Source organism: Stenotrophomonas sp. GD03794, assembly GCF_029842145.1.
Lineage (GTDB): Bacteria > Pseudomonadota > Gammaproteobacteria > Xanthomonadales > Xanthomonadaceae > Stenotrophomonas > Stenotrophomonas riyadhensis.
Genome location: NZ_JAOCFV010000020.1, coordinates 33,730 through 55,977, shown reverse-complemented (window position 1 = coordinate 55,977; position 22,248 = coordinate 33,730). Strand labels below are relative to the sequence as shown.

The following is a 22,248-nucleotide window of genomic DNA, read 5'->3' as shown; positions in this document are numbered from 1 at the left end:
CTCTGACCCGGAGCATGCGTGCCTCGGCGACGAGGGTCAGAGCCCGCTCCCGTTGGGAACGGGATCCGACCCCGTTTCAGAACAACGTGCCCTGCACCGTGGGCTGTTCAATGCGCGCCGGTGCTTCGGCCACTGCCTCCGCACCCAGCCGCCAGGCCAGACCACCCAAGCGGCTGGCATGGCGCTTCAATGCGGCCTGCAGCACGTCGGCGCTGCCCGCCACATGCAGCACCTGGCGGGCGCGGGTCAGGCCGGTGTAGACCAGTTCGCGCGACAGCACGCGGCTGTCCTGGCGCGGCAGCTGCAACCACACTTCATCGAACTCCGAGCCCTGTGCCTTGTGCACGGTCATCGCGAAGGCGCTTTCGTGCGCGGGCAGTGCCGCCGGGTGGAAGGCGCGTGGCTGGTCGACGCTGTCTCCGGGGAACCAGGCCACCATCGCGCCGCTGCCATCGCGCAGGCAGATGCCGATATCGCCGTTGAACAGGCGATGACGGTAGCTGTTCTCGGTGACCAGCAGCAGCCGGCCCTGGAAATAGCCCGGCGCATTGCCGGCCAGCAGCTGTTCAATGCGGCTGTTGAGCCCGCGTGCGCCCTGCGGGCCTTCGCGCAGTGCGGTCAGCACGCGCAGGCGTCCGGCCTGCTGCAGGGCGAGTACCGGATCGGCGGCGTCGGCCAGTGCACGCCAATGGCCCAGCAGGTGCTCGCGCTGGCCACGCAGCGGATCGGCTTCGCCTTCGTGGAAATGCACGCCGGCCAGTTCACCACTGCGCAGCAGCTGCAGCGCGGTGCTGCCGTCGCCCTCGCGCACGGCATGGGCCAGCGGTGCCAGGTCCAGCGCATTGCTCTGCCGGTAGCCGCGCTGCAGCTGTACGCGACGGCCGGCGAAGGCGCGTGGTGCGGCCTGTGGCTGCAAGGTGGCCGGCGCCAGCAGGCCGTGCAGCGCCTGCGCGTCGTCGGCACGGGTGCCGATGCCGTCGCCGCTGGCACGCAGGATCGCGCTGAGCACATCACCGGCCTCGACCGACGGCAGCTGGTCGGGATCGCCGAGCAGGATCAACCGGGTGCCGCTGGCGATCGCATCGACCAGCTTGGCCATCATCGGCAGATCGATCATCGAGGCTTCGTCGACTACGACCACGTCCACCGGCAGCGGATTGTCGGCGTGGTGACGGAAGCGCGGTGAATCAGGAATCACCCCGAGCAGGCGATGCAGGGTGGTGCCGGTACTGGGCAGCGCCGCGCACAGCGCCGGGTCCAGTCCTTGTTCCTGCAGGCGTTGCACAGCCACACGCAGGCTCTCGGCCATGCGCTCGGCGGCGCGCCCGGTGGGCGCGGCCAATGCCACCTCAGGCAGCGGCTGGCCGGCGTGCCCGGCCTGCGCGGCCAGCAGCAGCAACAGGCGCGCGATGGTGGTGGTCTTGCCGGTGCCGGGGCCGCCGGTGACCAGTGCCAGCGGATGGCGCAGGGTCACGCCGGCAGCGCGTGCCTGGTGATCCTCGCTGCCCGATGCCTGCGGGAACAGCTGCGCGAACAACGGTGCCAGCGCCGCCATATCCGGCGCCGGCAGCGGATGCCGGCCGATACGCTGCAGGCCGGCCGCCAGCTGACGCTCGTACTCGCGGTAGCGGCGCAGGTAGAGCAGGCCGTTTTCCAGCACCAGCGGCGCATCCTCGGCGATGGCATCGGCCTGCTCGGGTGTCGCGACCCACGGCGATGCGCGCAACTGTGCCAGCCAGTCCTGTGCGGCAGGCCACTCGGATACGCCTTCCAGCAACCGCTGCGGTTGCGCCGGATCGAACGCAGCATGGCCTTGCGATACCGCCAGCGACGCAAGCGCGGCCGCCAACGCCACGCTCTCGGGCGTGTCGTCGCGCAGCCGCTGCAGGCTGGTCGCCAGTGCATGGTCGAGGGTGCGCAGCAGGCCCTTCTGGTGCAGTTCCTTCAGCAGGCTCATGCACTGGCTCCACGGGCACGCGCGGCCAGTTCGGCCTGGGCCTGTTCGCCACCGGCGAACAACGCATCCAGGGCATCCACCAGCGCCAACGGAAAGCGGTCCACATGCACACCGTTGCCGGCGGCATCCAGGCCGCGGCAGAACAGGTAGCGGATGCCGCCCATGTCGCGCTCGTAGTCGTAGGCCGCACCCAGGCGGAAACGCAGCCAGCGATGCAGGGCCACGGTGTAGATCAGTGCCTGCAGGTCGTACTCGCTGTGGCGCATGGCAATGGCCAGCAGGTCCGGGCTGTAACCGGGCAGGCGGTTGGACTTGTAGTCGAGCACGTACCAGCGCCCGTCGCGCACGTAGGTCAGGTCGATCATGCCGGTCATCAGCCCTTCCAACCGGCGGCGCTGGCCGAAGCCGCGTCGCGTGCTGGAAACACCGTGCGCATGCAGCACCTGCAGCAGCGCCGGCACCGTGGTCGGCTCGATGGCGAAATGGAAGTCGATTTCCGCGCGACGCTCGCCTTCACCCAGGCTGTGCAGCGCGCCGCCTTCGGGTAGCGGCACGGTAAGCGTGTGGCCGACCAGCGGCACCAGTACGGCCACGCCATCGTCCAGATCGACGTCGGCATAGCCTTCGTCGTGCAGTGCCTTGCGCAGCACCTCGGCCTGGCCCTCAGGGGCTTGCAGGCCTGGCTGCCAGTCACCCCATGCGGCGAAGTCGACGTTCTCCATCGCTTCGTGCAGCACGTTGCCGAAGCGACTGCCCATGAAGCGCGGGTCGACAGGTGTGCTGTCTTCGGCCGCCGCAGCGGGTTCCGGCAGTGCCGGTTCCAGCGGCAGTTCCGGGCCCGCGGGTTCATCGGCGGCGGGCGCCGGCAGCTCGGTAGCGGCGGCTTCGATATCACTGTCAGCGCCCGCATCGGCATGCGCCAGCTGGGTGAAGCTGTACACCCACCAGTCGTGCGGGACGCGCCGGGTCAGGGCACGCACCGCCGGAAGGTCACCTTCCACTTCGGCCGCCAGCTGCGGCAGCGCGGCCGCTGTCTCGCTGTCATCGATGTGCACGTCGGCATGCGCGCGCAGCGCCTGCAGGTCGCCCAGCAACGGCGCCAGCCGTGTCCTGCCGAGCCCGGCCAGATCACCCACGGCGATCCACAACGCGTGTTCGGCACGGGTCAGGCCGACATACAGCAGGCGCGCATCCTCGGCGCGCTGCTCGCGCTCACGTTGGCTGCTGGCCGCTTCCCAGGCCTCATCCTTGTCCAGCTTCCAGTGCAGCTGGCGCTGGCCGCCGACGTGCACGGTGCAGTGCGAGGCGGTGTTCGGTGCGCCGCCGTCGATGCCGACGAAGGGCAGGAACACCAGCGGGTACTCCAGGCCCTTGCTCTTGTGCAGGGTGATGATCTGCACGCGGCGCGCATCCGATTCCAGGCGCAGCAGCTGCTGCTCGTCATCCTGGTCGGCGCTGGCCATCTGCCCCTGCAGCCAGTCCAGCAGGCCATGCATGCCCAGCGCCTGCGCCGAGGCTTCCTGCAGGAGTTCACCCAGCTGCAGGTAATTGGTCAGGCGGCGCTCGCCATCGATCAGCGCCAGCAGACGTTCGCCCTGCGCAGCACAGACATCGGCGATCACCGCGAACGGTCCACCGCGCTGCCAACGCTCGCGCCAGTGCAGCAGCTGCGCCTGGAACTCGCGTTGCAGGTCGCCCTCGCGCTCCATCGCGGCGATCGCACTTGCCCGCTGGCCAAGCAGCACGGTGGCCAGCACCGCACGCAAGCGGCCTTCGTCGGCCGGTTGCAGCAGCGCCAGCAGCAGCGCGCGCAGATCACGCGCTTCGCTGGTGGCGAACAGGCTCTGCTTGCCGGCCGCCACGGCGGGAATGCCGACCGCGGCCAGCGCGCGCTGCACCAGCGTCGCCTCGCGATGCGAGCGCACCAGCACCGCGATGTCACCGGGCTGCACCGGGCGCCCACGCAACACGGCATTGCCCGCACGCGCCTCGACCAGGATCTGGTGAATCGCAGCCACGCAGGCCTGGGTCGCGGCCTCACGCGAGGCGTCGGCGCTCATCGCCTTGTCACCGCCACTGCGCAGCACGCGCAGGGTAAGTGCCGTGGCGGCATGGCCGTCGCGCTGGTAGTCCTCGTCGATGCGCACGCCACCGGGCCGCACCGGCTCGAACTGGATGTCGCGCTCGAGGAAGGCGTCTTCGCCACCGTTGTCGTACAGCGCCTGCAACGCGCGCAATACAGCCGGTCGCGAGCGGAAGTTCTGGTCCAGCACCGGCGCCTGCTGCGCCACCTGCTTGGCCTTCAGGTAGGTGTGGATATCACCGCCGCGGAAACCGTAGATCGCCTGCTTGGGGTCGCCGATCAGGAACAGCGCCGGCGCCAGGCCGAGTTCGCGCACCTCCGGCGAATCGCCGAACACGGTGTGGAAGATGCCCCACTGGCGATCGTCGGTGTCCTGGAACTCATCGACCAGCGCGATGCGGTACTGCGCACGCAGTTGCTTGACCAGCATCAGCCGCTGCGGGCCTTCCAGGGCGAGCGCTACGCCATCGATCAGATCGTCGTATGTCTGTACCCGGCGCGCGCGCTTCAGCGCCTGCAGGCGCTGCGTGGCTTCGGCGCGAAGCGTGTGCAGGAAATTCAGCGCGGTACCACGCAACCAGGCATCGCGTTCGGCCAGCAGCGCGACATAGCGCGCCAACGGCGCCTGCAATGGCGACGACGGCGTGCGGTCGGGGAACTTCTTGTTGGTCTTGTCGGCCAGCACCTCCGGCAGCAGCGCCGGCAGGCGCTCGCCGGCCAGCAGCTCGCGCGGGTCGGCGTGCTCGGCCCAGGCCAGCAGCTGGCGGCCCAGAGGGTGCAGCCAGCCCAGCTTGTAGGACACGCCATTGATCCACTTGTTGTCGACGGCATCGCAGAGGTCGATGAAGAACTGCTCGCCATGTTCGCGCACGCTTGCGGACAGTGCCTCGGCCGCGCTCTGCAGCGCCGCGTGTGGATCAGCCAACGTCACCGGCTGTGGCAACGGGTGCAGTGGCGGCGTGCCCAGCAGCGCGCGCAGATCGGCGGCCAGCGCGTCCGGGTTGGACCACAACCAGGTCAGCGGCTCCAATGTGGCCGGGTCATTGGCATGCACCCGCCACAGATCAGCGGCCAGCTCCTCCAGCAGTTCACGATCGCTGGCCAGCAGTTCCGGCGGATCAAAGGTGTGGCCGCTTTCCAGCGCATGCTCGCGCAGCACGCGGGTGCAGAAGCCGTGGATGGTGAAGATGGACGCCAGGTCGATTTCGTCGGCAGCCACCTGCAGGCGGCGCTTCAGTGCAGCGGCGCTCTCGGAGCCGCCCTGCAGATGACGCTGCAGCACGTCGCGGGTCAATCTCGCGTCGGGTGCTTCACCCTCGGCCGGTTCCAGATCGACCAGGCGCGCGGCCAACGCCAGGCGCTCACGGATGCGCTTGCGCAGTTCCTGGGTGGCAGCGTCGGTGAAGGTCACCGCCAGGATCTGGCCGATGCGCAGGCCCTGCTCCACCACCAGGCGGGTGAACAGCGTCGCCAGGGTGAAGGTCTTGCCGGTACCGGCGCTGGCCTCGATCAGGCGGATGCCATCCAGCGGCAGGGCCAGGTAGGGATCGCCCGCCATGCGCTGGGTTTCCTCATCTGCGATGGCGGGGGTCATGCGCTGCCCTCCTGGCTGGTGTCGGCGCCAAGGGCGCGGCCTTCACGCACCGCACTGAAGACCAGCTGGCTGTTGCGCAGCAGGTCGGCATAGCTGGCGTCGGTGGCAAACGGGTCGGCACCGCGCAACAGCAGCTGCCAGGCGTCGCTGCTGGATTCGCCCCAGCGGCGGTCGCTGCCATGCCACTGCTTCCAGCCTTCGCTGCGTTGTTTTTCTGCCGGCGCGTTGTACAGCACCCAGCCGGTGTACGGGGCAAAGCGCAGCGGCTCGCGCAGGCCACGCTGGCGCAGCTGCAGCAATGCACGCAGTGCGGCGCGTGCAGCGGGAGCGCTCAGTGCCGGCAGCACATGCGGGCCGGGACCGGCGTCACCGCCATCGTGGAACTGCACCAGCGGCAGCGCATCGCCGGCGGCGTTGGCCAGCAGCCAGTCCAGGCCCTGGCGGATCACCGCATTGCCATTGAGGGTACCGGCGCGCAGGCGCACCAGGCCCTCGGGATGCCGATCGGCCACGCGGCCATGCAGGCGCACGCCGTCGATGTCCACTTCGTAGCGACGGCTTTCCAGCGGTTCGCCCTGCATCCAGCCCAGCAACGCACTGGCATACGGACGGGTCTTCAACTGCTCCACCTCGAACTGGCGCTCGCCCAATGGGCCCGACGGCAGCAGGCCGCGCGCGCGCAGCCGCGGGTACAACGGCTCGGTATCGCCGCTGAGCGTGGCGCGCACCACCGCCGCCTGCACGCTGCGCTTCTCCGGCCCGCGCGAGGACAGCACCAGCGGTTCCAGGTCATCGACGTCCTCGACATCGTCGGCCAGGCGCAGGCCCAGCGACTGTGCGAGGAACTGCCCGGCCGGGTCGCACAGGAAGCGGCGCAGGGTATCGAGTGCGACGTCGTCTTCCACCGCATCGTCGAGCGGCGGCGGCAAGGGGGCATCGAACCACGGCTGCAGGCCCCCACGCTGGCCGGTGAGGCGACCGGCGGCCGGATGCCATTGGCGGCGATAGCTGAAGCGGCGTGGATCGCCGTCACCGAACGCGGCTGGCGAGAACGGCTGCAGTGCGTGGCGCACGGTGAAGTCGCGGACCGCCGCAGGCGGATCGAGGTGATACGCGGCGGCGGCATCGATCAGTTCACTGACCAGCACCGACGGCTCGCGCACGCTGCCATCGCGCGGATCGGCACCGAGGTAGCTGAGGTAGAACACCTCCTGCGCGGCGGCGAACAGCTGCAGGAACAGGAAACGATCGTCTTCGCGGGTGGAGCGGTCGCCCGGACGGCGGCGCGGCGTGTCCAGCTCGGCGGTGAGCTGGTTGAGACCGGCCGCCGGGTCACGGCGCGGGAAATCACCATCATTGAGACCGAGCACGCAGATCACCCGGAACGGCAGCAGGCGCATCGGCACCATGCGGCCGAAGCTGATGCCACCGGTCAGCAGCGGTGCGCGCGTATCCGCCTCGCCCAGCGCGCCGGCGAAGTGCGCGCGCACCACCTCCGGCGGCACCCCGTCCGCGAAACCGGCCTTGGCGGCATCATCGGCGAACTGGTTGAGCAGCTTGCGCAGGCGCTCCAGCGCGCGCTGGCTGTTGGGCGAGCTGGGCGCAGTCGGCAGCAGCGCGTCCAGCAGCGACAGCAGGCGTTGCCGCCACTGCGCCGGGGTCAGCAGCTCACCGAGGCGGCGCTGGTAGACCGCCAGTACGCGCAACAGGCGCAGCAGCCGGTCCAGCGCTTCCAATGCGCCGCCCTCCAGCTCGATCCACGGTGCGACACCGGCCAGGTCGGCCTCGCTGCCGGTCGCGTGACCGAGCACCAGGCGATCCAGCGCGAACTGCCAGGTGTAGGCGTCGTCGGCCGGTGCCTGGTGCTGGTTGCGGTGCTTCGCATCCAGGCCCCAGCGTGCGCCCGCCTGCTGCAACCAGCCATGCAGGCGATCGAAGTCCACCGCTTCCAGACCGGCCGCTTCGGCCAGCGGTGCACTGGCCAGCAGGTCCAGCACTTCGTTCAAGCCGAAGCGCGAGACCGGCAGGCCCAGCAGGTGCACGAACACATCGGCCAGCGGTTCACCGGCCAGCGGGCTGCTGTCGGCCAGCGCATAGGGGATGTGCTCCTCCTCGCCCCCACGGCCGCCGAACACCGCCTCCAGGTATGGCACGTAGGGATCGATGTCCGGCGCCAGCACCGCGATCTCGCGCGCCTGCAGCGGCGGGTCGAAGCGCGGGTCCTGCAGCAGGCTGCGCAGCTGGTCGTGCAGCACCTGCAGTTCGCGCAGGCGGGTATGGCAGGCGTGTACCTGCAGGCTGGGATCGTCGCTGCGCAGCCCGTCACGCAGCTCGCCGGAGGGCAGTGCGCGGCGGTGGAACAGGTCACGCTGCAGGCAATGCAGCAGGCTGTCGGACAGGCCGCCTTCATCCAGGGTCGGGCGGGTGTCCTCCTCCGGATCGGAATAGGCGGCGATCTCGCCAGCAGGGTGCACCACCTCGTAGCTGCCCAGCACCGCCATGAAGTCGCGGCCGGCTGCGCCCCAGGCTTCCAGCAGGCGGTTTTCGCCGGCTGCTTCGCCGAAGGGATCGGGCGCGCCGCTGCGCAGGCGCTCGGCCAGTGTCTGCAGGTCACCCCAGTACGACTGCACCGGGGTGGGCATATAGAAGTGCAGCTCGCCCACCCGCGCCTGGGTGGCCATCACCCGCAGCACGTCGGGCGAGATGTTGAGCGTCGCGAACGCAGACATGCGCGGCGGCAAGCCCTGTGGCAACGGCTGGCCGGCCCCTTCGAAACGGTCCAGGTATTCCTGGATGCGGCGCGCGCGATAGTCGTGGCCGTGGGTGATGGTGCGCCACAGGATCGCCTGCGGATCGGCCGGATCGGCACCGGCCGCCCAGCGCAGCAGCCAATCGCGGCGCCAGGCCTGGTACTTCTCGAACACCGAGGCCAGCTCGCCGGCCAGCGCCCACGGCTTCAATGCGTCATCGCCGGCAAGATAGGACTGCAGCGCGCGCATCGGTGGCTGCGCCAGCAACGCCGGGTCGCGCAGGGCCTGGTACAGCTTCCAGTGCAGGCCGGCCGCGTCCAGGTCGTCCTGCTCGCCGCTGACGTTGGCCTTCAGTGCGCGGGCCACGAACTCGCCCGGGGTCAGGAATTCGAGGTTGGCGGCGACGCCGAATTCCGCGGCCAGTGTCGCTTGCAGCCAGCGGCGCATCGCCACCTGCGGGATCAGCACCACTTCCGGCGCCAGCAGTGGCTGCCCAGGTACGGGCGCGCGCACGTTGCGTGCCAGCAGCGCGGCCAGCACGTCCAGGGAATTGGAATGGTAGAGGCGGAAATCGCTGCCTGGGTCACTCATCATGCACAGTGTGCAGGACGGCAGGCAGTATTCAATGGTTGGCCCGCCAGCGGTACGGATTGTTCCGGGATGCCGGCCGATTGTCCCGGCCTGCGCCAGGACGTGTCGTGCAACAATACTGCACCGTCCAGTCTGCTTATGTTCAGCCGGCTGGCCCGATCCTTCGATGTCTAAAAAACGTTAATGGTGCCCATGTCGGCTTCCTCCTCCAGTCTGGTGCAGTTATCCGACGTCCGCATCGACCGGAGCGGGCGCACGATCCTGCGCGACGTGTCGCTGCAGGTGCCCAAGGGCAGCATCACCGCCGTGCTCGGTCCGTCCGGCAGCGGCAAGTCGACCCTGCTGGCGGCGCTGACCGGCGAACTGCGCCCGGTCGCTGGCGAGGTCACCCTGTTCGGCAAGCCGATCCCGCATGACAGCACCGCGCTGCTTGAAATGCGCAAGAGCGTGGGCGTGCTGCTGCAGGGCAATGGGCTGCTGACCGACCTGACCGTGGCGGAGAACGTCGCGCTGCCGCTGCGCACGCACACCCGCCTGCCGGCCGCCGTGCTGCGCCGGCTGGTGCAGATGAAGCTGCATTCGGTGGGCCTGCTGGCCGCCGCCGACGCCTGGCCGCGCGAGCTGTCCGGTGGCATGGCGCGCCGCGTGGCGCTGGCCCGCGCACTGGCACTGGACCCGCCGCTGATGATCTACGACGAGCCGCTGACCGGGCTGGACCCGATCGCCTCCGGCGTGATCATGAGCCTGATCCAGCGCCTCAACCACAGCCTGGGCCTGACCAGCATCATCGTCAGCCACCACGTGCACGAGACCCTGCCGATCTGCGACCAGGTGATCGCGATCGCCAATGGCGGCATCGTGTTCCAGGGCACGCCCGAGGCGCTGCAGTCCAGCCAGGACCCGCTGCTGCGGCAGTTCCTGCACGGCCAGCCCGATGGCCCCATCCCGTTCGATGCCGCGCCGCGCGCGAGGGTCGCCTGATGCCGTTCGTCCAAGCCACCCGCTCGCTGGGTCGCGCCGGCCTGTTCTCGCTGACCGTGCTGCGCGGTTCGCTGCCAACCCGTGATTTCCTGGCCGAGCTGACCCGCGAGATCTACAAGATCGGTGCGCGCTCGTTGCCGATCATCGCCGTCGGCGGTGCCTTCGTCGGCCTGGTGCTGACCCTGCAGGGCTACCGCACGCTGACCACCTTCGGTGCGGCCGACGCGCTGTCGACCCTGCTCGGGCTGTCGCTGTACCGCGAGCTGGCGCCGGTGCTGACCGCGCTGCTGTTCATCGGCCGCGCCGGCAGTTCAATCGCCGCCGAACTGGGCCTGATGCGTGCCACCGACCAGATCAAGGCGCTTGAGCTGATGGCGATCGACCCGGTGGCCAAGGCGGTGGCGCCGCGCTTCTGGGCGGCGGTGCTGACCGTGCCGCTGCTGACCGGCATCTTCTGTTCGCTGGCGATCAGTGCCAGCTACTTCGAAGCGGTGCACGTGCTGGGCCTGGACAACGGCGTGTTCTGGTCGGCGCTGCGCAACAGCGTGGACTTCTGGGACGACTTCGGCGTGGCAATGCTGAAGTCGGCGATCTTCGGCGGCACTGCCGCGCTGGTTGCCGCCTATGTGGGTTTCCACGCCGAGCCCACCATTGAAGGCACTTCGGTGGCGACCACCCGTGCGGTGGTCAATGCTTCGCTGCTGGTGCTGATGTTCAACTTCGTGCTGTCGGCAATGTTGTTCACCTAACCCCTCCACCGGCGGTGCGCAGGCGCGCGCGGCCACAACGACTCGATCAGGTAATCCACATGGCCATCCGCGGTCCCAGACTCGAATTTTCCGTCGGCGCCTTCCTGTTGCTGGCCCTGGCCTCGCTGATGGTGCTGGCCGTGGCCTCGACCAACCAGCGCTGGAGCTGGGGCAGCGAAGGCTACGAGCTGAAGGCACGCTTCTCCCAGGTCGGCCAGCTGCGCAAGCAGGCGCCGGTGAAGATCGGCGGCGTCACTGTCGGCCAGGTCGCCGCGATCGACCTGGACCCGGTGAAGTTCGAGTCCATCGTCACCCTGCGCATGGACAGCAAGGTCAAGGACCTGCCGGCGGATACCTCGGCCGGCATCTTCACCAGTGGTTTGCTCGGCGAGAGCTATATCGGTCTGCAGCCGGGCGGTGATCCGGAGGTGCTGAAGGCCGGCGACGAGATCGTCTTCACCCAGCCGGCGGTGGACCTGATCCAGCTGGTCGGCAAGTACATGTTCAGTGGCGGCGCCGGTGGCGGCGCTGCTCAGAAGCCCAACGATGGCGCGCAGGCGCCTGCAACGGAACCGCAACCATGAAGATGAAACTGATCCCGGCCCTGCTCGCCTCGGCGCTGCTGGCAGCCACTCCGTTCCTGGCCCAGGCACAGGCCGCCGCTCCCGCCGCTGCCGCGACGCAGGGCCAGGCCGGCAAGGTGGTGATCGATGCCAGCAGCCGCATCCTGTCCACGCTGCAGCAGCGCAAGAGCGAGTTCACCAGCAACCCGGCCAGCCTGCGCAGCTACATCGACAGCGAGCTGACCCGCACCTTCGATCGCGACTACGCCGCGCGCCTGGTGCTGGGCCCGCACGCCCGTGGCGCCTCCGACGCCGACATCAAGCTGTTCGCCGATGCCATGGCCGACAGCCTGATGCAGCGCTACGGCTCGACCCTGCTCAACATCCAGGGCAAGCCGAGCTTCCGCCTGAAGGGTGAAAGCCCGCTGCCGGGCAACCGCGGCGTGCGCGTAAGCACCGAGCTGGTCCGCGCCGGCAACGAGCCGACCCCGGTCGAGTACTGGATGCGCAACGTGAACGGCCAGTGGAAGATCTTCGACGTCAACATCGAAGGCATCTCCTACGTGCAGACCTTCCGCAACCAGTTCGACACCCCGCTGCGCCAGAAGGGCATCAAGCAGGTGGCCACCGAGCTGCACAGCGGCAGCATGCAGGCCGGGCCCGCGGGCAATGGCAAGTAACGCACTGGCATTGCTGGAAGGCGACACCCTGCGCCTGCGCGGGGTGCTCGACCGTGCCGCGGTGATCGCACTGTGGCCACAGCTGCAGGCGCTGCCGGCACAGCTGGCACGACTGGAACTGGGCGAGGTCGAGCGCGTGGACAGCGCCGGCCTGGCCCTGCTGGCCGAACTGGCGGCACGTGCACGCAAGGCCGGCCATCCGCTGGCGATCTCCGGCGCACCGGCCGGTTACAACGAGCTGAGCGCGGCCTACCGGCTGTCGCCCGACCTGGATTTCAACGCTACTTCTGCTGCGAGCTGACATGAACGTCGTACGCACTCTCCCCCTGATCGTCCTGGCCACCGCCCTGACCGCCTGTGCCGGCAAGCCCGCGCGCAGCGATGCGCCGGCGGCCAGCACCGTGGTCCCGGCCAGTGCCGCAACCGAGGCCCCGGCCGTGGTCGCCGACACCGGCACGGTTGACGCTGCACCGGTCGCCCCGGTGGCCAATCCGCCGGCCGCCACTGCATCTGCACCCGCCCCTGCGGCGGTCAGTGCCGAGGCTGACGCGGCGAAGACCGCAGCCGCCACCGCACCCGGCGGTGACGACGACTTCGATGCCCTCTACGGCGGTGCCGGCAACACCGGTAGTGCAGCGGCCTACGACCCGTGGGAACCGTTCAACCGCAAGGTGCACACGTTCAACAACGCGGTCGACCGTGGTATCGCCCGTCCGCTGGCCACCGCCTATACCCACGTGGTGCCACGCTTCGCGCGTACCGGCGTCAGCAACTTCTTCAGCAACCTGCGCGCACCGGTGACGATCACCAACCAGCTGCTGCAGGGCCGCGGTGCCGATGCCTGGGACAGCCTTGGCCGCTTCCTGATGAACAGCACCCTGGGTATCGGTGGCCTGTTCGATCCGGCCAGCAAGGCGATGGTGCCGCGTCGCAATGAAGACTTCGGCCAGACCCTGGGTGTCTGGGGCTGGCGTCGCTCGCGTTACGTGGAACTGCCGTTCTTCGGCCCGCGTACGGTGCGCGATGTGTTTGGCCTGGCCGGCGACATCCCGCTGTCGCCGATGCGCCGCATCGAGGAAGACAAGATCCGCATCGGCCTGCAGGGCCTGCAGTTGGTCGACACCCGCGCACAGCTGCTGGCGATCGACGACCTGCGTGACACCGCCGTGGACGAATACTCGCTGGTACGCGATGCGTGGATGCAGCGCCGCAACTACCAGATCGAGAACGATCTGCGCAGCAAGCGCGACCGTGGCCACGACGATGCCAATTCGCCGATCCCGGTCGATGCGATGCCGATGCCGCAGTGGACGCACTGAGTCCGGTCTGCAGCGCATGAAAAACCCCGCCAAGGCGGGGTTTTTCTTTTGTGGCCCTTAAGGGGGTCGGAGCCCTTTCCAAAGGAAAGGGCTCCGACCCCGACCGATCAGGCAGCCAGCGCTGCCTCGATGGCTTCGCGCAGGCGCGCGTCATCGGCAGCCACGTCCGGGGCGAAACGCGCGATGACCTTGCCGTCGCGGCCGACCAGGAACTTCTCGAAGTTCCACAGCACCGCCGGCGCCGGATGGATGGGGATTTCCTTGCTGGCCAGGCGCTCGCGCAGCGGGCCTTCGCCGATCGACTGCGGCTGCGCGGCGGTCAGCTGCTGGTACAGCGGGTGGGTGTCGTCACCGGCCACGCTGATCTTGGAGAACAGCGGGAAGCTGACGTCGTAGGTGAGCTGGCAGAACTGCTGGATCTCCGCCTCGCTGCCCGGTTCCTGGCCGAGGAAGTTGTTGGCGGGGAAGCCCAGCACTTCCAGGCCCTGTGCGTGCTTTTCCGCATACAGCGCCTGCAGGCCTTCGTACTGCGGGGTCAGGCCACACTTGGAGGCGACGTTGACCAGCAGCAACACCTTGCCCTGGTAGTCGGCAAGCGAGGACGGCTGGCCGTCGATGGTGGTGAGGGAAATGTCCTGGATCGAAGTGCTCACGCGGGGGCTCCGGCAACAGCGGGGAATGGCCCACCAGCATAGCGCCGCGCGATGCCGGTAGTGCCGGCCGCTGGCCGGCAATCATGCGATCGTTCGCAAGGGTTCATGAGGTTGCCGGCCAGCGGCCGGCACTACGATCAATCCACGCAGATCGTGCCCTGCGCCTTGCCGTCATCAATGCGCTGGCGGCAGCCGAAGCTCTGGCGCACATCGCGCTGGCAGGTGCCTGTGGCGACACTGCCAGCGGCCACCTCGGCACCGGCCAGGCACTGGCCGGTGCAGTCGCTTTTGCGGCTGCAGGCCTTGCCGGCGTCGGCATAGGGAATCACGCACTGCTCGCGTTGCAGGCGGCCCAGCCGCTGCAGGGTGCCGCCGGCGGCCTGGCAGTCGACGTCACGTGCTTCGCGGTAGGCCTCGGTGGCTTCTGGGCTGGTGCCTGCGGCAGGTGCCGCGGTCGTATCGGCAGCCGGTGGTGCGCTGCTGCAGGCGGCAAGCAGCGCGGTCAGGACAAGGCTGGTGAAGCGGCGCAGGCGCATGACGATACCTGATCGGGGCGGACAGGCCGCCAGCATACGCATCGGCGATGCAGGCGGCGTGTCAGCGTGGCTCAGGCCTCGTCGCCGTCACTGCCTTCGTCCTCGCCCGCCGCATCCCCCTCGGCAAGATCGCCGAGCAGCGACTGCGCCTGTTCCGACGCCAGCGACTCCACGCCGCGCAGGCGGCGTTCGATGGTGCGCGTCTTGCGGCTGGCCTCGCCGATGCTGCGGCCAACCGTGGTGATCTGCTTCTCGGCCTTCTCGAGAATGCCGGCAAACTTGCCGAACTCACTCTTCACCGCGCCCAGCAGGCTCCACACCTCGCTGGAACGCTGCTCGATGGCCAGCGTGCGGAAGCCCATCTGCAGGCTGTTGAGCAGCGCGGTGACCGTAGTCGGGCCAGCCACCACCACGCGGTGCTCCCGCTGCAGCAGATCGACCAGGCCCGGGCGCCGGATCACTTCGGCATACAGGCCTTCGGTGGGCAGGAACATCACCGCGAAGTCGGTGGTGTGCGGCGGCGCAATGTACTTGTCGCAGATCGATTTGGCCTGCACGCGCACCGCGCGTTCAAGCTGGATGCCCTGCAGGCGTACGCCCTCGGCGTCGCCCTGTTCCTGCGCGTCCAGCAGGCGCTCGTAGTCTTCACGCGGGAACTTGGAGTCGATCGGCAGCCATACCGGCGTATCGTCGCTGCTGCGGCCCGGCAGGCGCACCGCGATATCGACCATCTCGCCACTATCCGGGCGCACCTTCACCGCACGCGCATACTGCTCCTGGGTGAGCGTCTGCTCGAGGATGTTCTCCAGTTGCACTTCGCCCCAGCTGCCGCGGTTCTTGACGTTGGTCAGCACGCGCTTGAGGTCGCCGACGCCGGTGGCCAGCTGCTGCATCTCGCCGAGGCCGCGCTGGACCTGCTCCAGGCGCTCGGAAACCAGCTTGAAGGAGTTGCCCAGCCGCGTTTCCAGCGTCGACTGCAGCTTCTCGTCCACGGTGTGGCGCATCTGCTCCAGCTTCTGCGCATTGTCGTTCTGCAGCGCGCGCAGCTGTTCTTCCAGCGTGGCACGCATCTCGGCGATGCGTTGCTCGTTGCGCTGGGTCAGCTCCTGCAGGCGCAGGCCCAGGTTCTCGGTCAGGCGCTGCTGCGATTGCGCGCCTTCCTCGCGGCCCTTGCGTGCATCGTCCACCAGGGTCTGGCGCAGCGCGCCGAGCTGGGTATCGGTACGCCCGGTGAGCTCCTGCAGCTGCTGGCCAAACGCATGGATGCGCGCTTCCTGCTGCTGGCCGAAGGTCTCCAGCTGGCCGCGCAGTTCCTGCAGCCGCTGCCCCATCAACGCGGCGCCCCGCTGCTGGCTCTCGGCCGCTTCGGCGCGCGCCTTGCGGGCATCTTCACCCAGCGCTTCACGTAGCAGGTCCAGGCGCTGGTCGGTGCGGGTGGACAGATCGGTCAGCGCGCGGGCGAAGCCATCGAGCTGTTCGCGCAGCTCGCTGCGCCCGGCCCGCGCCTCCTCGCGCACGGCCTGTTCCAGGCGGTCATGCGGCGGGCGGCGCAGCAGGGCGACCAGCTGCAGGATGAGCACGGCCAATAGCAGGCCGCCAATGAGCAGATATTCGGTTTGCATGAGGCAAGTGTAGGCTGGCCGAGTCTCAGCTGCTGCGTCAGGACCATGCTCGCTCTGTACGGAAAGCCCACCTCAATCAATGTGCGCAAGGTGCTGTGGCTGTGTGCCGGGCTGGACCTGCATGTACAGCACGAGCCAGCGCCACTGCCGGACATGCTGGCCACGCTGAACCCGAACCGGCAGGTGCCGGTGCTGCGCGATGGCGACTTCGTGCTGTGGGAATCCAACAGCATCTGCCGCTACCTGGCCACACGCGGCGGACGCGAGGACCTGCTGCCCGCCACGGCGCAGGCCCGTGCACGGGTGGAGCAATGGATGGACTGGCAGGCCAGCGACCTCAACAGCGCCTGGCGCCATGTATTCATGGCGCGCGTGCGCCAGCATCCGGACTATCCGGATGACGCCCGCGCCGAGGCCAGCCTGGCGCAGTGGAACCGGCTGATGGGTGTGCTTGATGCACAGCTGGCCACTACCGACGGCCATGTGGCGGGCAACACCTTCACTCTGGCCGACATCGTGCTCGGGCTGTCGACCCAACGCTGGCGCAGCACACCCGGCCACAAGCCCGTGCTGCCACACCTCGCGGCGTGGTTCGAGCGCCTGCGCCAGCAGCCCGGTTTCGCCGAACACGTCGACAACGGCGTGGCCTGAGGCAGAGGTCAGATCCCTTTCCCAACGGGAAAGGGATCTGACCCCGAGTGCGCGGGAACAACCTGCGTTACCAGCCTTCCAGCACGATCTTGCCCTTGGCGCGGTGGCTCTCCAGCAGCGCGTGGGCACGCCGCAGGTTGGCCGCGTCGATGCGCCCGAAGTGCTCGCCCAGGGTGGTCTGCAGCACGCCCATGTCGATCAGCTCGGCCACCCGGTTCAACAGGTCGTGCTGGCGCTGCATGTCGGCGGTCCTGTACAGCGGCCGGGTGAACATCGATTCCCAGTGCAGGGACAGGGCCTTGCGCTTGAGCGCCATCACATCGACCTGGCCGGGATCATCGATCAGGCCCAGCTGGCCCTGCGGCGCCAGCAGTTCCACGATCTGCGCGTAGTGCTGGTCGGAGTGGGTCAGGCTGGCCACGTGCTGTACCTCGCTGATGCCGAGCCGCGCCAGGCCCTCAGCCAGCGGCAGGCTGTGGTCGATCACATGGTGTGCACCCATTGCGTAGGCCCAGTCCTGGGTATCCGGACGCGAGGCGGTGCCGATCACCGTCAGTTTCGTCAGCTTCCGCGCCAGCTGCACCAGGATCGAACCGACACCGCCGGCAGCGCCGATCACCAGCAGGGTCTGGCCTTCGCCCCCGCCCTCGGGAATTCTCAGGCGGTCGAACAACAGCTCCCAGGCGGTGATCGCGGTCAGTGGCAGCGCGGCGGCGGCGGCGTCATCCAGACTGGCCGGCTTGCGGCCGACGCTGCGTTCGTCCACCAGCTGGTACTCGGCGTTGCTGCCCGGGCGATCGATGACGCCGGCGTAGTAGACCGCATCGCCGGGCTGGAACAGGGTCACCTCGCTGCCCACCGCGTCGACGATGCCGACCGCATCCCAGCCCAGCACGCGCGGGCCATCGGTGGCCACGCCGCGACGGACCTTGGTGTCGACCGGGTTCACCGCCACCGCACGTACCGCCACGCGCAGGTCACGCGGGCCGGGCAGCGGCAGCTCCAGTTCGATGTCGATCAGGGCCTGGGCATCATCGATCGGCAGGCCGGCTTGGGTGTAGGCAATGGCGCGCATGGCAGCGGTCCAGTGGGGAAGGAGGCGACAGGTTGCGCCGCACGCGCTCCCACAGAAAGGCGCAGAATCGGGCAGCACTTTCACTCTGGCAATGAAGATGATCCGCTTCGACGATCTGCAGCTGTTCGTCCGCACTGCCGCACTGGGCAGCTTCTCGCAGGCGGCGCGCGAGGCCGATCTGCTGCCCGGGCAGGTCGCCGCGGCGGTGGCGCGGCTGGAACGCGAGCTGGATCTGCGCCTGTTCGTGCGCACCACCCGCAGCCTGCGCCTCACCGGCGAGGGCGCGCTGTACCTGCCGTACGCGCAGGACGTGCTGTCCACCCTGCGTGAGGGCCAGGCGCGCGTGCAGGGAGAGGACACCGAGCTGCACGGCACCCTGCAGCTGTCGGCCCCCTCGGACCTCGGCCGCAACCTGCTGCTGCCCTGGCTGAGCGCCTTCCGCGCTGCGCACCCGCGGCTGCGCCTGCACCTGCGCCTGTCCGACGAAGTGGCCGATGTGTTCCGCGATCCGGTCGATGTGGCCATCCGCATCGGCCACTTCGACGACGCCAGCTACGTCGCCCTGCCGCTGCTGGAAGGCAACCGGCGCGTACTCGCAGCCTCGCCCCCGATTACCTGCAGCGGCGTGGCACGCCCACCCGCCTGGAGGATCTGCGCGAGCACGACTGCCTGGTCTATCAACTCAACGGCCGCGCCTACGATCGCTGGTCATTCGAGGTCGAAGGGCGTCGCAGCGTGATCCCGGTGCGCGGCCCCCTGGTCTGCGACGATGCCGATGTAGTGCGACGCTGGGCCGTGGCCGGCGAAGGCATCACCTACAAGTCCTGGCTGGACCTGCGCGAGGACGTGCTGGCCGGGCGCCTGCAGCTGCTGCTCGACGGTGTTGGCAGCAGCATTCCGCTGCAGCTGGTGTGCCCGCACCGCAAGCAGTTCTCACCGGCCGTGCGGCAGCTGCACGCGCAACTGCGCCAGCACCTGCAACCGCTGCTGTCTGGCATGCCCACTGGCCTCACCCGCCCCCTGTCGCCAACGGCGGCACTGGCCGACAATGGCGGCCCCCCGTAACAAGAGAACGCCGCCATGCCGTGGATGGGCATCCAGGACCTGTGGACGTTTCTGGTCGCTGTGCTGGTGTTTCTTGCCCTGCCCGGCCCCGGTACCTTCACGCTGCTGACCGCCACCGGCCGTGGCGGCGTGCGCGGCGGCTACACCGCGCTGGCCGGCCTGCTGGTCGGCGACCAGATCCTGATGTGGCTGGCGTTGGCGGGCGTGGCGGCGCTGCTCAAGGCCAACCCGCTGGTGTTCCACGCGGTGCAGTACCTCGGTGCGGCCTACCTGGTGTGGGTCGGCATCAGCCTGCTGCGCACACCGAAGCACGAGAGCGGCGACGCCGGCCCGATCCGCATGCAGCCGGGCCGCTACTTCCAGCAGGCGATCCTGGTCAGCCTGCTCAACCCGAAGGCGATCCTGTTCTACATGGCCTTCCTGCCGTTGTTCATCGATCCGAAGGCACACCAGGGCATCGCCACCTTCGCTGCGCTGGCCGGCATCATTCTGGTGGTCAGCATCGCCTACTGCTCGATGCTGATCGGCGTGGGCAACCTGGCCCGTCGCCGCCTGATCCAGCATCCACGGATCAGCGATGCGCTGCGCCGTGTGGCAGGCCTGTTCCTGGTGGGGTTCGGCATCCGGTTGGGGCTGAACGGATGAAACCCTGGCCGACGGCGATGGGCGCCCTGCTGCTTCTGGCCAACACGACCGCCCCGGCGGCCACCGCACAGGATCATCGCTGCCTGAGCGGCGGCCGCAATGACGGCATCCATCTGGAATGGCGTTGGCTGGATGACGGCCAGGCCGACGTTCGCTATGCCGGGCAGCGCGAACGCCTGCTGCTGCGCCGGGTTTCAATGGAGACCACGGTGCTGGCCGAAGACCGCCCCTACCAGTTCGACAGCGTCTGGGAAGAGCGCATCAACGGGCGCCTCAACGGCCGCTACCTGCTGAGCACGCAGGGCGCGCTGGTGCTGGACCTGAGCTACGAGCGTAGCCGCGACGGACGTCGCACCACCTTCCACGATGACGTCGAGGCCTGGCAGGAAGACGGCTGCCGCTGGCCCGGCAAGGTGGCCGAGTGAGCACCATGGACGACGACACCCTGCTGGAGCGCAGCTGGGAATATCGGGAGGAGACGCTGTACCGGCGGTTGTTCGGCGATACCGGGCCGGGGATCTATCCGATCGACATGGATCTGCTGCGCAACGTCTTCAAGCAGGACCAGATCGACCCGCGCTGGCTGCATGTCGGCGTCAATGCCTGCCCTCCGCACGGTGATCGAAGGCACTGGATCTATGTCAGTTCCGGCCTGTCCAACCCCTGGGAAGGGCGGCACGAAGATGGCGATTCGGGGTTGGGCATCGAACTGATGCTTGAGACGCAGGAAGAAGCGACCTGGGCACTGACCACCTTGCGCTGGTTCACCGCGTACCACCTGCTGCTGTGCCACTCACGCATGCCCGGCAATCCGTTGGCGCCATGGGACCGGCTGAAGCTGGGGGGGCCGGTGGATCACGCAGGGAGCATGCTGCAGGCGGCCGTCTTCGTTCCGTCGTTGCATTTCCCGGGACCCCAGCAACTGCCATCGGGACGATTCGACTTCCTGCAGCTGCTGCCGTTGACCCTGGACGAGCACGCGTTCGGCCGCGCGCAGGGCTTCGAAGTACTGGTGGCCCAGTTGAGAACCCAAGGTGCGGCGCCAGTGGTTGATCCGCAGCGGGTCAGCATCGATCTGGCCCCTGCTCTCACGCTTCAAGCGCCTCCCGGCTCGCCTTGAGGGATCGAATCATTTCGAATCCTGCCAGCATTTGTGCCGATTCCGGCAGAATGCTCGGAGTACAGCCGCGCCGGTGACGCATCTGACCCTCGCATGACCCCCGTCAGTGGTAATGCTGCGCTGCGTTCGGTCACACTCGGGAACTTGTCGTTCTTAGTCACCCCTTCCGAGGCCTGCATGTCCCTGTTCCGGCGCAAGTCCCTAGATTCCGTCACCGTCCACGAAGCCGGCAGGCGTCTGATCCCGACGCTCAGCTGGCCGCACCTGATCGCGCTGGGCATCGGTGCCATCGTCGGCACCGGCATCTACACGCTGATCGGTGTCGGTGCCAACCTGGCCGGCCCGGCCGTGCTGATCTCCTTCGCCATCGCCGGTGCGGTCTGCGCCTGTGCGGCACTGTCCTACGCCGAGCTGTCGACGATGATGCCGGCCGCCGGCAGTGCCTACACCTACAGCTACAGCGCGCTGGGCGAGGTGTTCGCCTGGGTGGTGGGCTGGAGCCTGATCCTGGAGTACTCGCTGGTGGTGAGTACCGTGGCGGTGGGCTGGTCCGGCTACTTCGTCGGCTTCCTCGAATGGGTCCACACCCAGTTCGGCTGGAACGTGCACCTGCCCGCGTGGCTGGCGGCCGGTCCGCACGTGGAAGGCGGCATGATCAACCTGCCCGCGATCATCATCACCTGGCTGGTGGCCGGGATGCTGATGGCCGGCACCAAGGAAAGCGCCACCCTCAACGCCATCCTGGTGGTGTTCAAGCTGATCGCGCTGGCCATCTTCGTGGCGGTGGCCCTGCCCGCGTTCGACAGCAACAACCTGCAGCCGTTCATGCCGTACGGTTTCGCCAAGTCGATCGGCCCCGATGGCGTCGAACACGGCGTGATGGCGGCAGCGGCGATCATCTTCTTCGCGTTCTATGGCTTCGATGCGATCTCCACCGCTGCCGAGGAAACCAAGAACCCCGGCCGCGACCTGTCGATCGGCATCATCGGTTCGATGATCGGCTGCACCATCGTCTACGTGCTGGTGGCGCTGGCCGCGGTCGGTGCGATGAGCTACGCGGTGTTCGGCCACAGCGCCGAGCCGCTGGCCCTGATCATGCGCCAGCTGGGCCATCCGACCGCCGCGATGGTGATCGGCGTGATCGCGATCATCGCGCTGCCGACGGTGCTGCTGGCCTTCCTGTACGGTCAGAGCCGCATCTTCTTCGTGATGAGCCGCGATGGCCTGCTGCCGCGTGGCCTGTCCAAGGTCAACGCACGTACCGGCACGCCGGTGGCGACCACGCTGTTCACCGCGGTAGTGGTGTCGGCGCTGGCCGGCGTGGCCCGCCTGGATGAGATCGCCGCCCTGGCCAATGCCGGCACCCTGGCCGCGTTCACCGCCGTGGGCATCTGCCTGGTGGTGCTGCGCCTGCGCGAGCCGAACCGCGAACGTACCTTCCGTACGCCGCTGGCCTTCGTGGTCGGCCCGTTGGCCGCGCTGGGCTGCATCTATCTGTTCCTCAGCCTGCCGCACAGCACCCAGCTGTACTTCCTGCTGTGGAACCTGGCCGGCCTGGTGCTGTACTTCCTGTACAGCCGCCGCCACGCGCTGATCGCGAAATAACCGGATCAC

Annotated in this window: 18 protein-coding genes and 1 pseudogene; 12 read left to right on the top strand and 7 right to left on the bottom strand. The window is 68.6% G+C overall.

Annotated features, from left to right (window positions below; translation table 11 throughout):
* Positions 1-76: 76 nt before the first annotated feature.
* The 3 genes from recD to recC are packed head-to-tail and all read right to left on the bottom strand — an operon-like array spanning position 77 to position 8,978.
* Positions 77-1,957 (bottom strand): exodeoxyribonuclease V subunit alpha, encoded by a 1,881-nt coding sequence (gene recD, locus N5D91_RS12690; RefSeq protein ID WP_279907706.1) that lies wholly within the window; start codon positions 1,955-1,957, stop codon positions 77-79.
* On the bottom strand, positions 1,954-5,634 hold the full coding sequence (recB, locus tag N5D91_RS12685; RefSeq protein ID WP_180854313.1) for an exodeoxyribonuclease V subunit beta: 3,681 nt from the start codon (positions 5,632-5,634) through the stop codon (positions 1,954-1,956). The genes recD and recB overlap by 4 nt, the downstream gene beginning before the upstream one ends.
* Positions 5,631-8,978, bottom strand: a complete 3,348-nt coding sequence (gene recC, locus N5D91_RS12680) for an exodeoxyribonuclease V subunit gamma (protein ID WP_180854312.1) — start codon at positions 8,976-8,978, stop codon at positions 5,631-5,633. Before recC ends, recB begins: the two co-directional genes overlap by 4 nt.
* Before the next feature lie 189 nt (positions 8,979-9,167).
* On the opposite strand from recC, the gene N5D91_RS12675 reads away from it, so the two are divergent.
* The 6 genes from N5D91_RS12675 to N5D91_RS12650 are packed head-to-tail and all read left to right on the top strand — an operon-like array spanning position 9,168 to position 13,267.
* The gene (locus N5D91_RS12675; RefSeq protein ID WP_180854311.1) at positions 9,168-9,956 is read left to right on the top strand and encodes an ATP-binding cassette domain-containing protein; all 789 of its coding nucleotides are present in this window, start codon (positions 9,168-9,170) and stop codon (positions 9,954-9,956) included.
* The gene (locus tag N5D91_RS12670; RefSeq protein ID WP_005414955.1) at positions 9,956-10,705 is read left to right on the top strand and encodes an MlaE family lipid ABC transporter permease subunit; all 750 of its coding nucleotides are present in this window, start codon (positions 9,956-9,958) and stop codon (positions 10,703-10,705) included. Before N5D91_RS12675 ends, N5D91_RS12670 begins: the two co-directional genes overlap by 1 nt.
* A gap of 59 nt (positions 10,706-10,764) precedes the next feature.
* The gene (gene mlaD, locus N5D91_RS12665) at positions 10,765-11,289 is read left to right on the top strand and encodes an outer membrane lipid asymmetry maintenance protein MlaD (RefSeq protein ID WP_153856626.1); all 525 of its coding nucleotides are present in this window, start codon (positions 10,765-10,767) and stop codon (positions 11,287-11,289) included.
* Positions 11,286-11,948, top strand: coding sequence for an ABC transporter substrate-binding protein (locus N5D91_RS12660; protein WP_088028135.1), 663 nt, complete (start codon positions 11,286-11,288; stop codon positions 11,946-11,948). The genes mlaD and N5D91_RS12660 overlap by 4 nt, the downstream gene beginning before the upstream one ends.
* Entirely contained in the window at positions 11,938-12,249 is a 312-nt protein-coding gene (locus N5D91_RS12655) for an STAS domain-containing protein (protein ID WP_008266246.1), read from the top strand. The genes N5D91_RS12660 and N5D91_RS12655 overlap by 11 nt, the downstream gene beginning before the upstream one ends.
* Before the next feature lies 1 nt (position 12,250).
* Entirely contained in the window at positions 12,251-13,267 is a 1,017-nt protein-coding gene (locus N5D91_RS12650; RefSeq protein ID WP_180854310.1) for a VacJ family lipoprotein, read from the top strand.
* A gap of 107 nt (positions 13,268-13,374) precedes the next feature.
* Here the strand turns inward: N5D91_RS12650 and N5D91_RS12645 are convergent, their stop codons facing one another.
* The 3 genes from N5D91_RS12645 to rmuC form a co-directional block, all read right to left on the bottom strand.
* Entirely contained in the window at positions 13,375-13,920 is a 546-nt protein-coding gene (locus N5D91_RS12645) for a glutathione peroxidase (protein ID WP_110714216.1), read from the bottom strand.
* A 137-nt stretch (positions 13,921-14,057) separates the two neighbouring features.
* Positions 14,058-14,456 carry a hypothetical protein gene (locus N5D91_RS12640; RefSeq protein ID WP_164161475.1) on the bottom strand — a complete coding sequence of 133 codons (399 nt, stop codon included), beginning with the start codon at positions 14,454-14,456 and terminating at the stop codon, positions 14,058-14,060.
* A gap of 71 nt (positions 14,457-14,527) precedes the next feature.
* Positions 14,528-16,078: a DNA recombination protein RmuC gene (gene rmuC, locus N5D91_RS12635; protein ID WP_110714217.1), complete on the bottom strand. Its 1,551-nt coding sequence runs from the start codon at positions 16,076-16,078 to the stop codon at positions 14,528-14,530.
* Between the two features lie 45 nt (positions 16,079-16,123).
* On the opposite strand from rmuC, the gene N5D91_RS12630 reads away from it, so the two are divergent.
* A complete protein-coding gene (locus tag N5D91_RS12630; protein ID WP_180854309.1) occupies positions 16,124-16,729 on the top strand; it encodes a glutathione S-transferase N-terminal domain-containing protein in 606 nt (201 codons plus the stop codon).
* 67 nt (positions 16,730-16,796) lie between these two features.
* Here N5D91_RS12630 and N5D91_RS12625 read toward each other — a convergent pair whose 3' ends face one another.
* A complete protein-coding gene (locus tag N5D91_RS12625) occupies positions 16,797-17,804 on the bottom strand; it encodes a zinc-binding alcohol dehydrogenase family protein (protein ID WP_153856630.1) in 1,008 nt (335 codons plus the stop codon).
* A gap of 91 nt (positions 17,805-17,895) precedes the next feature.
* On the opposite strand from N5D91_RS12625, the pseudogene N5D91_RS12620 reads away from it, so the two are divergent.
* From N5D91_RS12620 to N5D91_RS12600, 5 genes and pseudogenes are all read left to right on the top strand, one after another.
* Positions 17,896-18,869 (top strand): annotated as a pseudogene (locus tag N5D91_RS12620) (LysR family transcriptional regulator).
* Between the two features lie 15 nt (positions 18,870-18,884).
* Positions 18,885-19,514 (top strand): leucine efflux protein LeuE, encoded by a 630-nt coding sequence (gene leuE, locus N5D91_RS12615; RefSeq protein ID WP_049420930.1) that lies wholly within the window; start codon positions 18,885-18,887, stop codon positions 19,512-19,514.
* Entirely contained in the window at positions 19,511-19,939 is a 429-nt protein-coding gene (locus tag N5D91_RS12610) for a hypothetical protein (RefSeq protein ID WP_049420929.1), read from the top strand. The genes leuE and N5D91_RS12610 overlap by 4 nt, the downstream gene beginning before the upstream one ends.
* Before the next feature lie 5 nt (positions 19,940-19,944).
* On the top strand, positions 19,945-20,634 hold the full coding sequence (locus tag N5D91_RS12605) for a suppressor of fused domain protein (protein ID WP_219629534.1): 690 nt from the start codon (positions 19,945-19,947) through the stop codon (positions 20,632-20,634).
* Between the two features lie 177 nt (positions 20,635-20,811).
* Positions 20,812-22,239: an amino acid permease gene (locus N5D91_RS12600; RefSeq protein ID WP_180854307.1), complete on the top strand. Its 1,428-nt coding sequence runs from the start codon at positions 20,812-20,814 to the stop codon at positions 22,237-22,239.
* Positions 22,240-22,248: the final 9 nt, after the last annotated feature.

What these genes read in the sequence shown, in the direction of transcription:
- N5D91_RS12670 (WP_005414955.1), top strand. Translation starts at nt 9,956, where the DNA reads ATGCCGTTCGTCCAAGCCACCCGCTCGCTGGGTCGCGCCGGCCTGTTC.
- rmuC (WP_110714217.1), bottom strand. Translation starts at nt 16,078, where the DNA reads ATGCAAACCGAATATCTGCTCATTGGCGGCCTGCTATTGGCCGTGCTC.
- N5D91_RS12675 (WP_180854311.1), top strand. Translation starts at nt 9,168, where the DNA reads ATGTCGGCTTCCTCCTCCAGTCTGGTGCAGTTATCCGACGTCCGCATC.
- N5D91_RS12610 (WP_049420929.1), top strand. Translation starts at nt 19,511, where the DNA reads ATGAAACCCTGGCCGACGGCGATGGGCGCCCTGCTGCTTCTGGCCAAC.
- N5D91_RS12605 (WP_219629534.1), top strand. Translation starts at nt 19,945, where the DNA reads ATGGACGACGACACCCTGCTGGAGCGCAGCTGGGAATATCGGGAGGAG.
- N5D91_RS12650 (WP_180854310.1), top strand. Translation starts at nt 12,251, where the DNA reads ATGAACGTCGTACGCACTCTCCCCCTGATCGTCCTGGCCACCGCCCTG.
- recC (WP_180854312.1), bottom strand. Translation starts at nt 8,978, where the DNA reads ATGATGAGTGACCCAGGCAGCGATTTCCGCCTCTACCATTCCAATTCC.
- N5D91_RS12655 (WP_008266246.1), top strand. Translation starts at nt 11,938, where the DNA reads ATGGCAAGTAACGCACTGGCATTGCTGGAAGGCGACACCCTGCGCCTG.
- N5D91_RS12630 (WP_180854309.1), top strand. Translation starts at nt 16,124, where the DNA reads ATGCTCGCTCTGTACGGAAAGCCCACCTCAATCAATGTGCGCAAGGTG.
- recB (WP_180854313.1), bottom strand. Translation starts at nt 5,634, where the DNA reads ATGACCCCCGCCATCGCAGATGAGGAAACCCAGCGCATGGCGGGCGAT.
- N5D91_RS12600 (WP_180854307.1), top strand. Translation starts at nt 20,812, where the DNA reads ATGTCCCTGTTCCGGCGCAAGTCCCTAGATTCCGTCACCGTCCACGAA.
- leuE (WP_049420930.1), top strand. Translation starts at nt 18,885, where the DNA reads ATGCCGTGGATGGGCATCCAGGACCTGTGGACGTTTCTGGTCGCTGTG.
- N5D91_RS12660 (WP_088028135.1), top strand. Translation starts at nt 11,286, where the DNA reads ATGAAGATGAAACTGATCCCGGCCCTGCTCGCCTCGGCGCTGCTGGCA.
- N5D91_RS12640 (WP_164161475.1), bottom strand. Translation starts at nt 14,456, where the DNA reads ATGCGCCTGCGCCGCTTCACCAGCCTTGTCCTGACCGCGCTGCTTGCC.
- recD (WP_279907706.1), bottom strand. Translation starts at nt 1,957, where the DNA reads ATGAGCCTGCTGAAGGAACTGCACCAGAAGGGCCTGCTGCGCACCCTC.
- mlaD (WP_153856626.1), top strand. Translation starts at nt 10,765, where the DNA reads ATGGCCATCCGCGGTCCCAGACTCGAATTTTCCGTCGGCGCCTTCCTG.
- N5D91_RS12625 (WP_153856630.1), bottom strand. Translation starts at nt 17,804, where the DNA reads ATGCGCGCCATTGCCTACACCCAAGCCGGCCTGCCGATCGATGATGCC.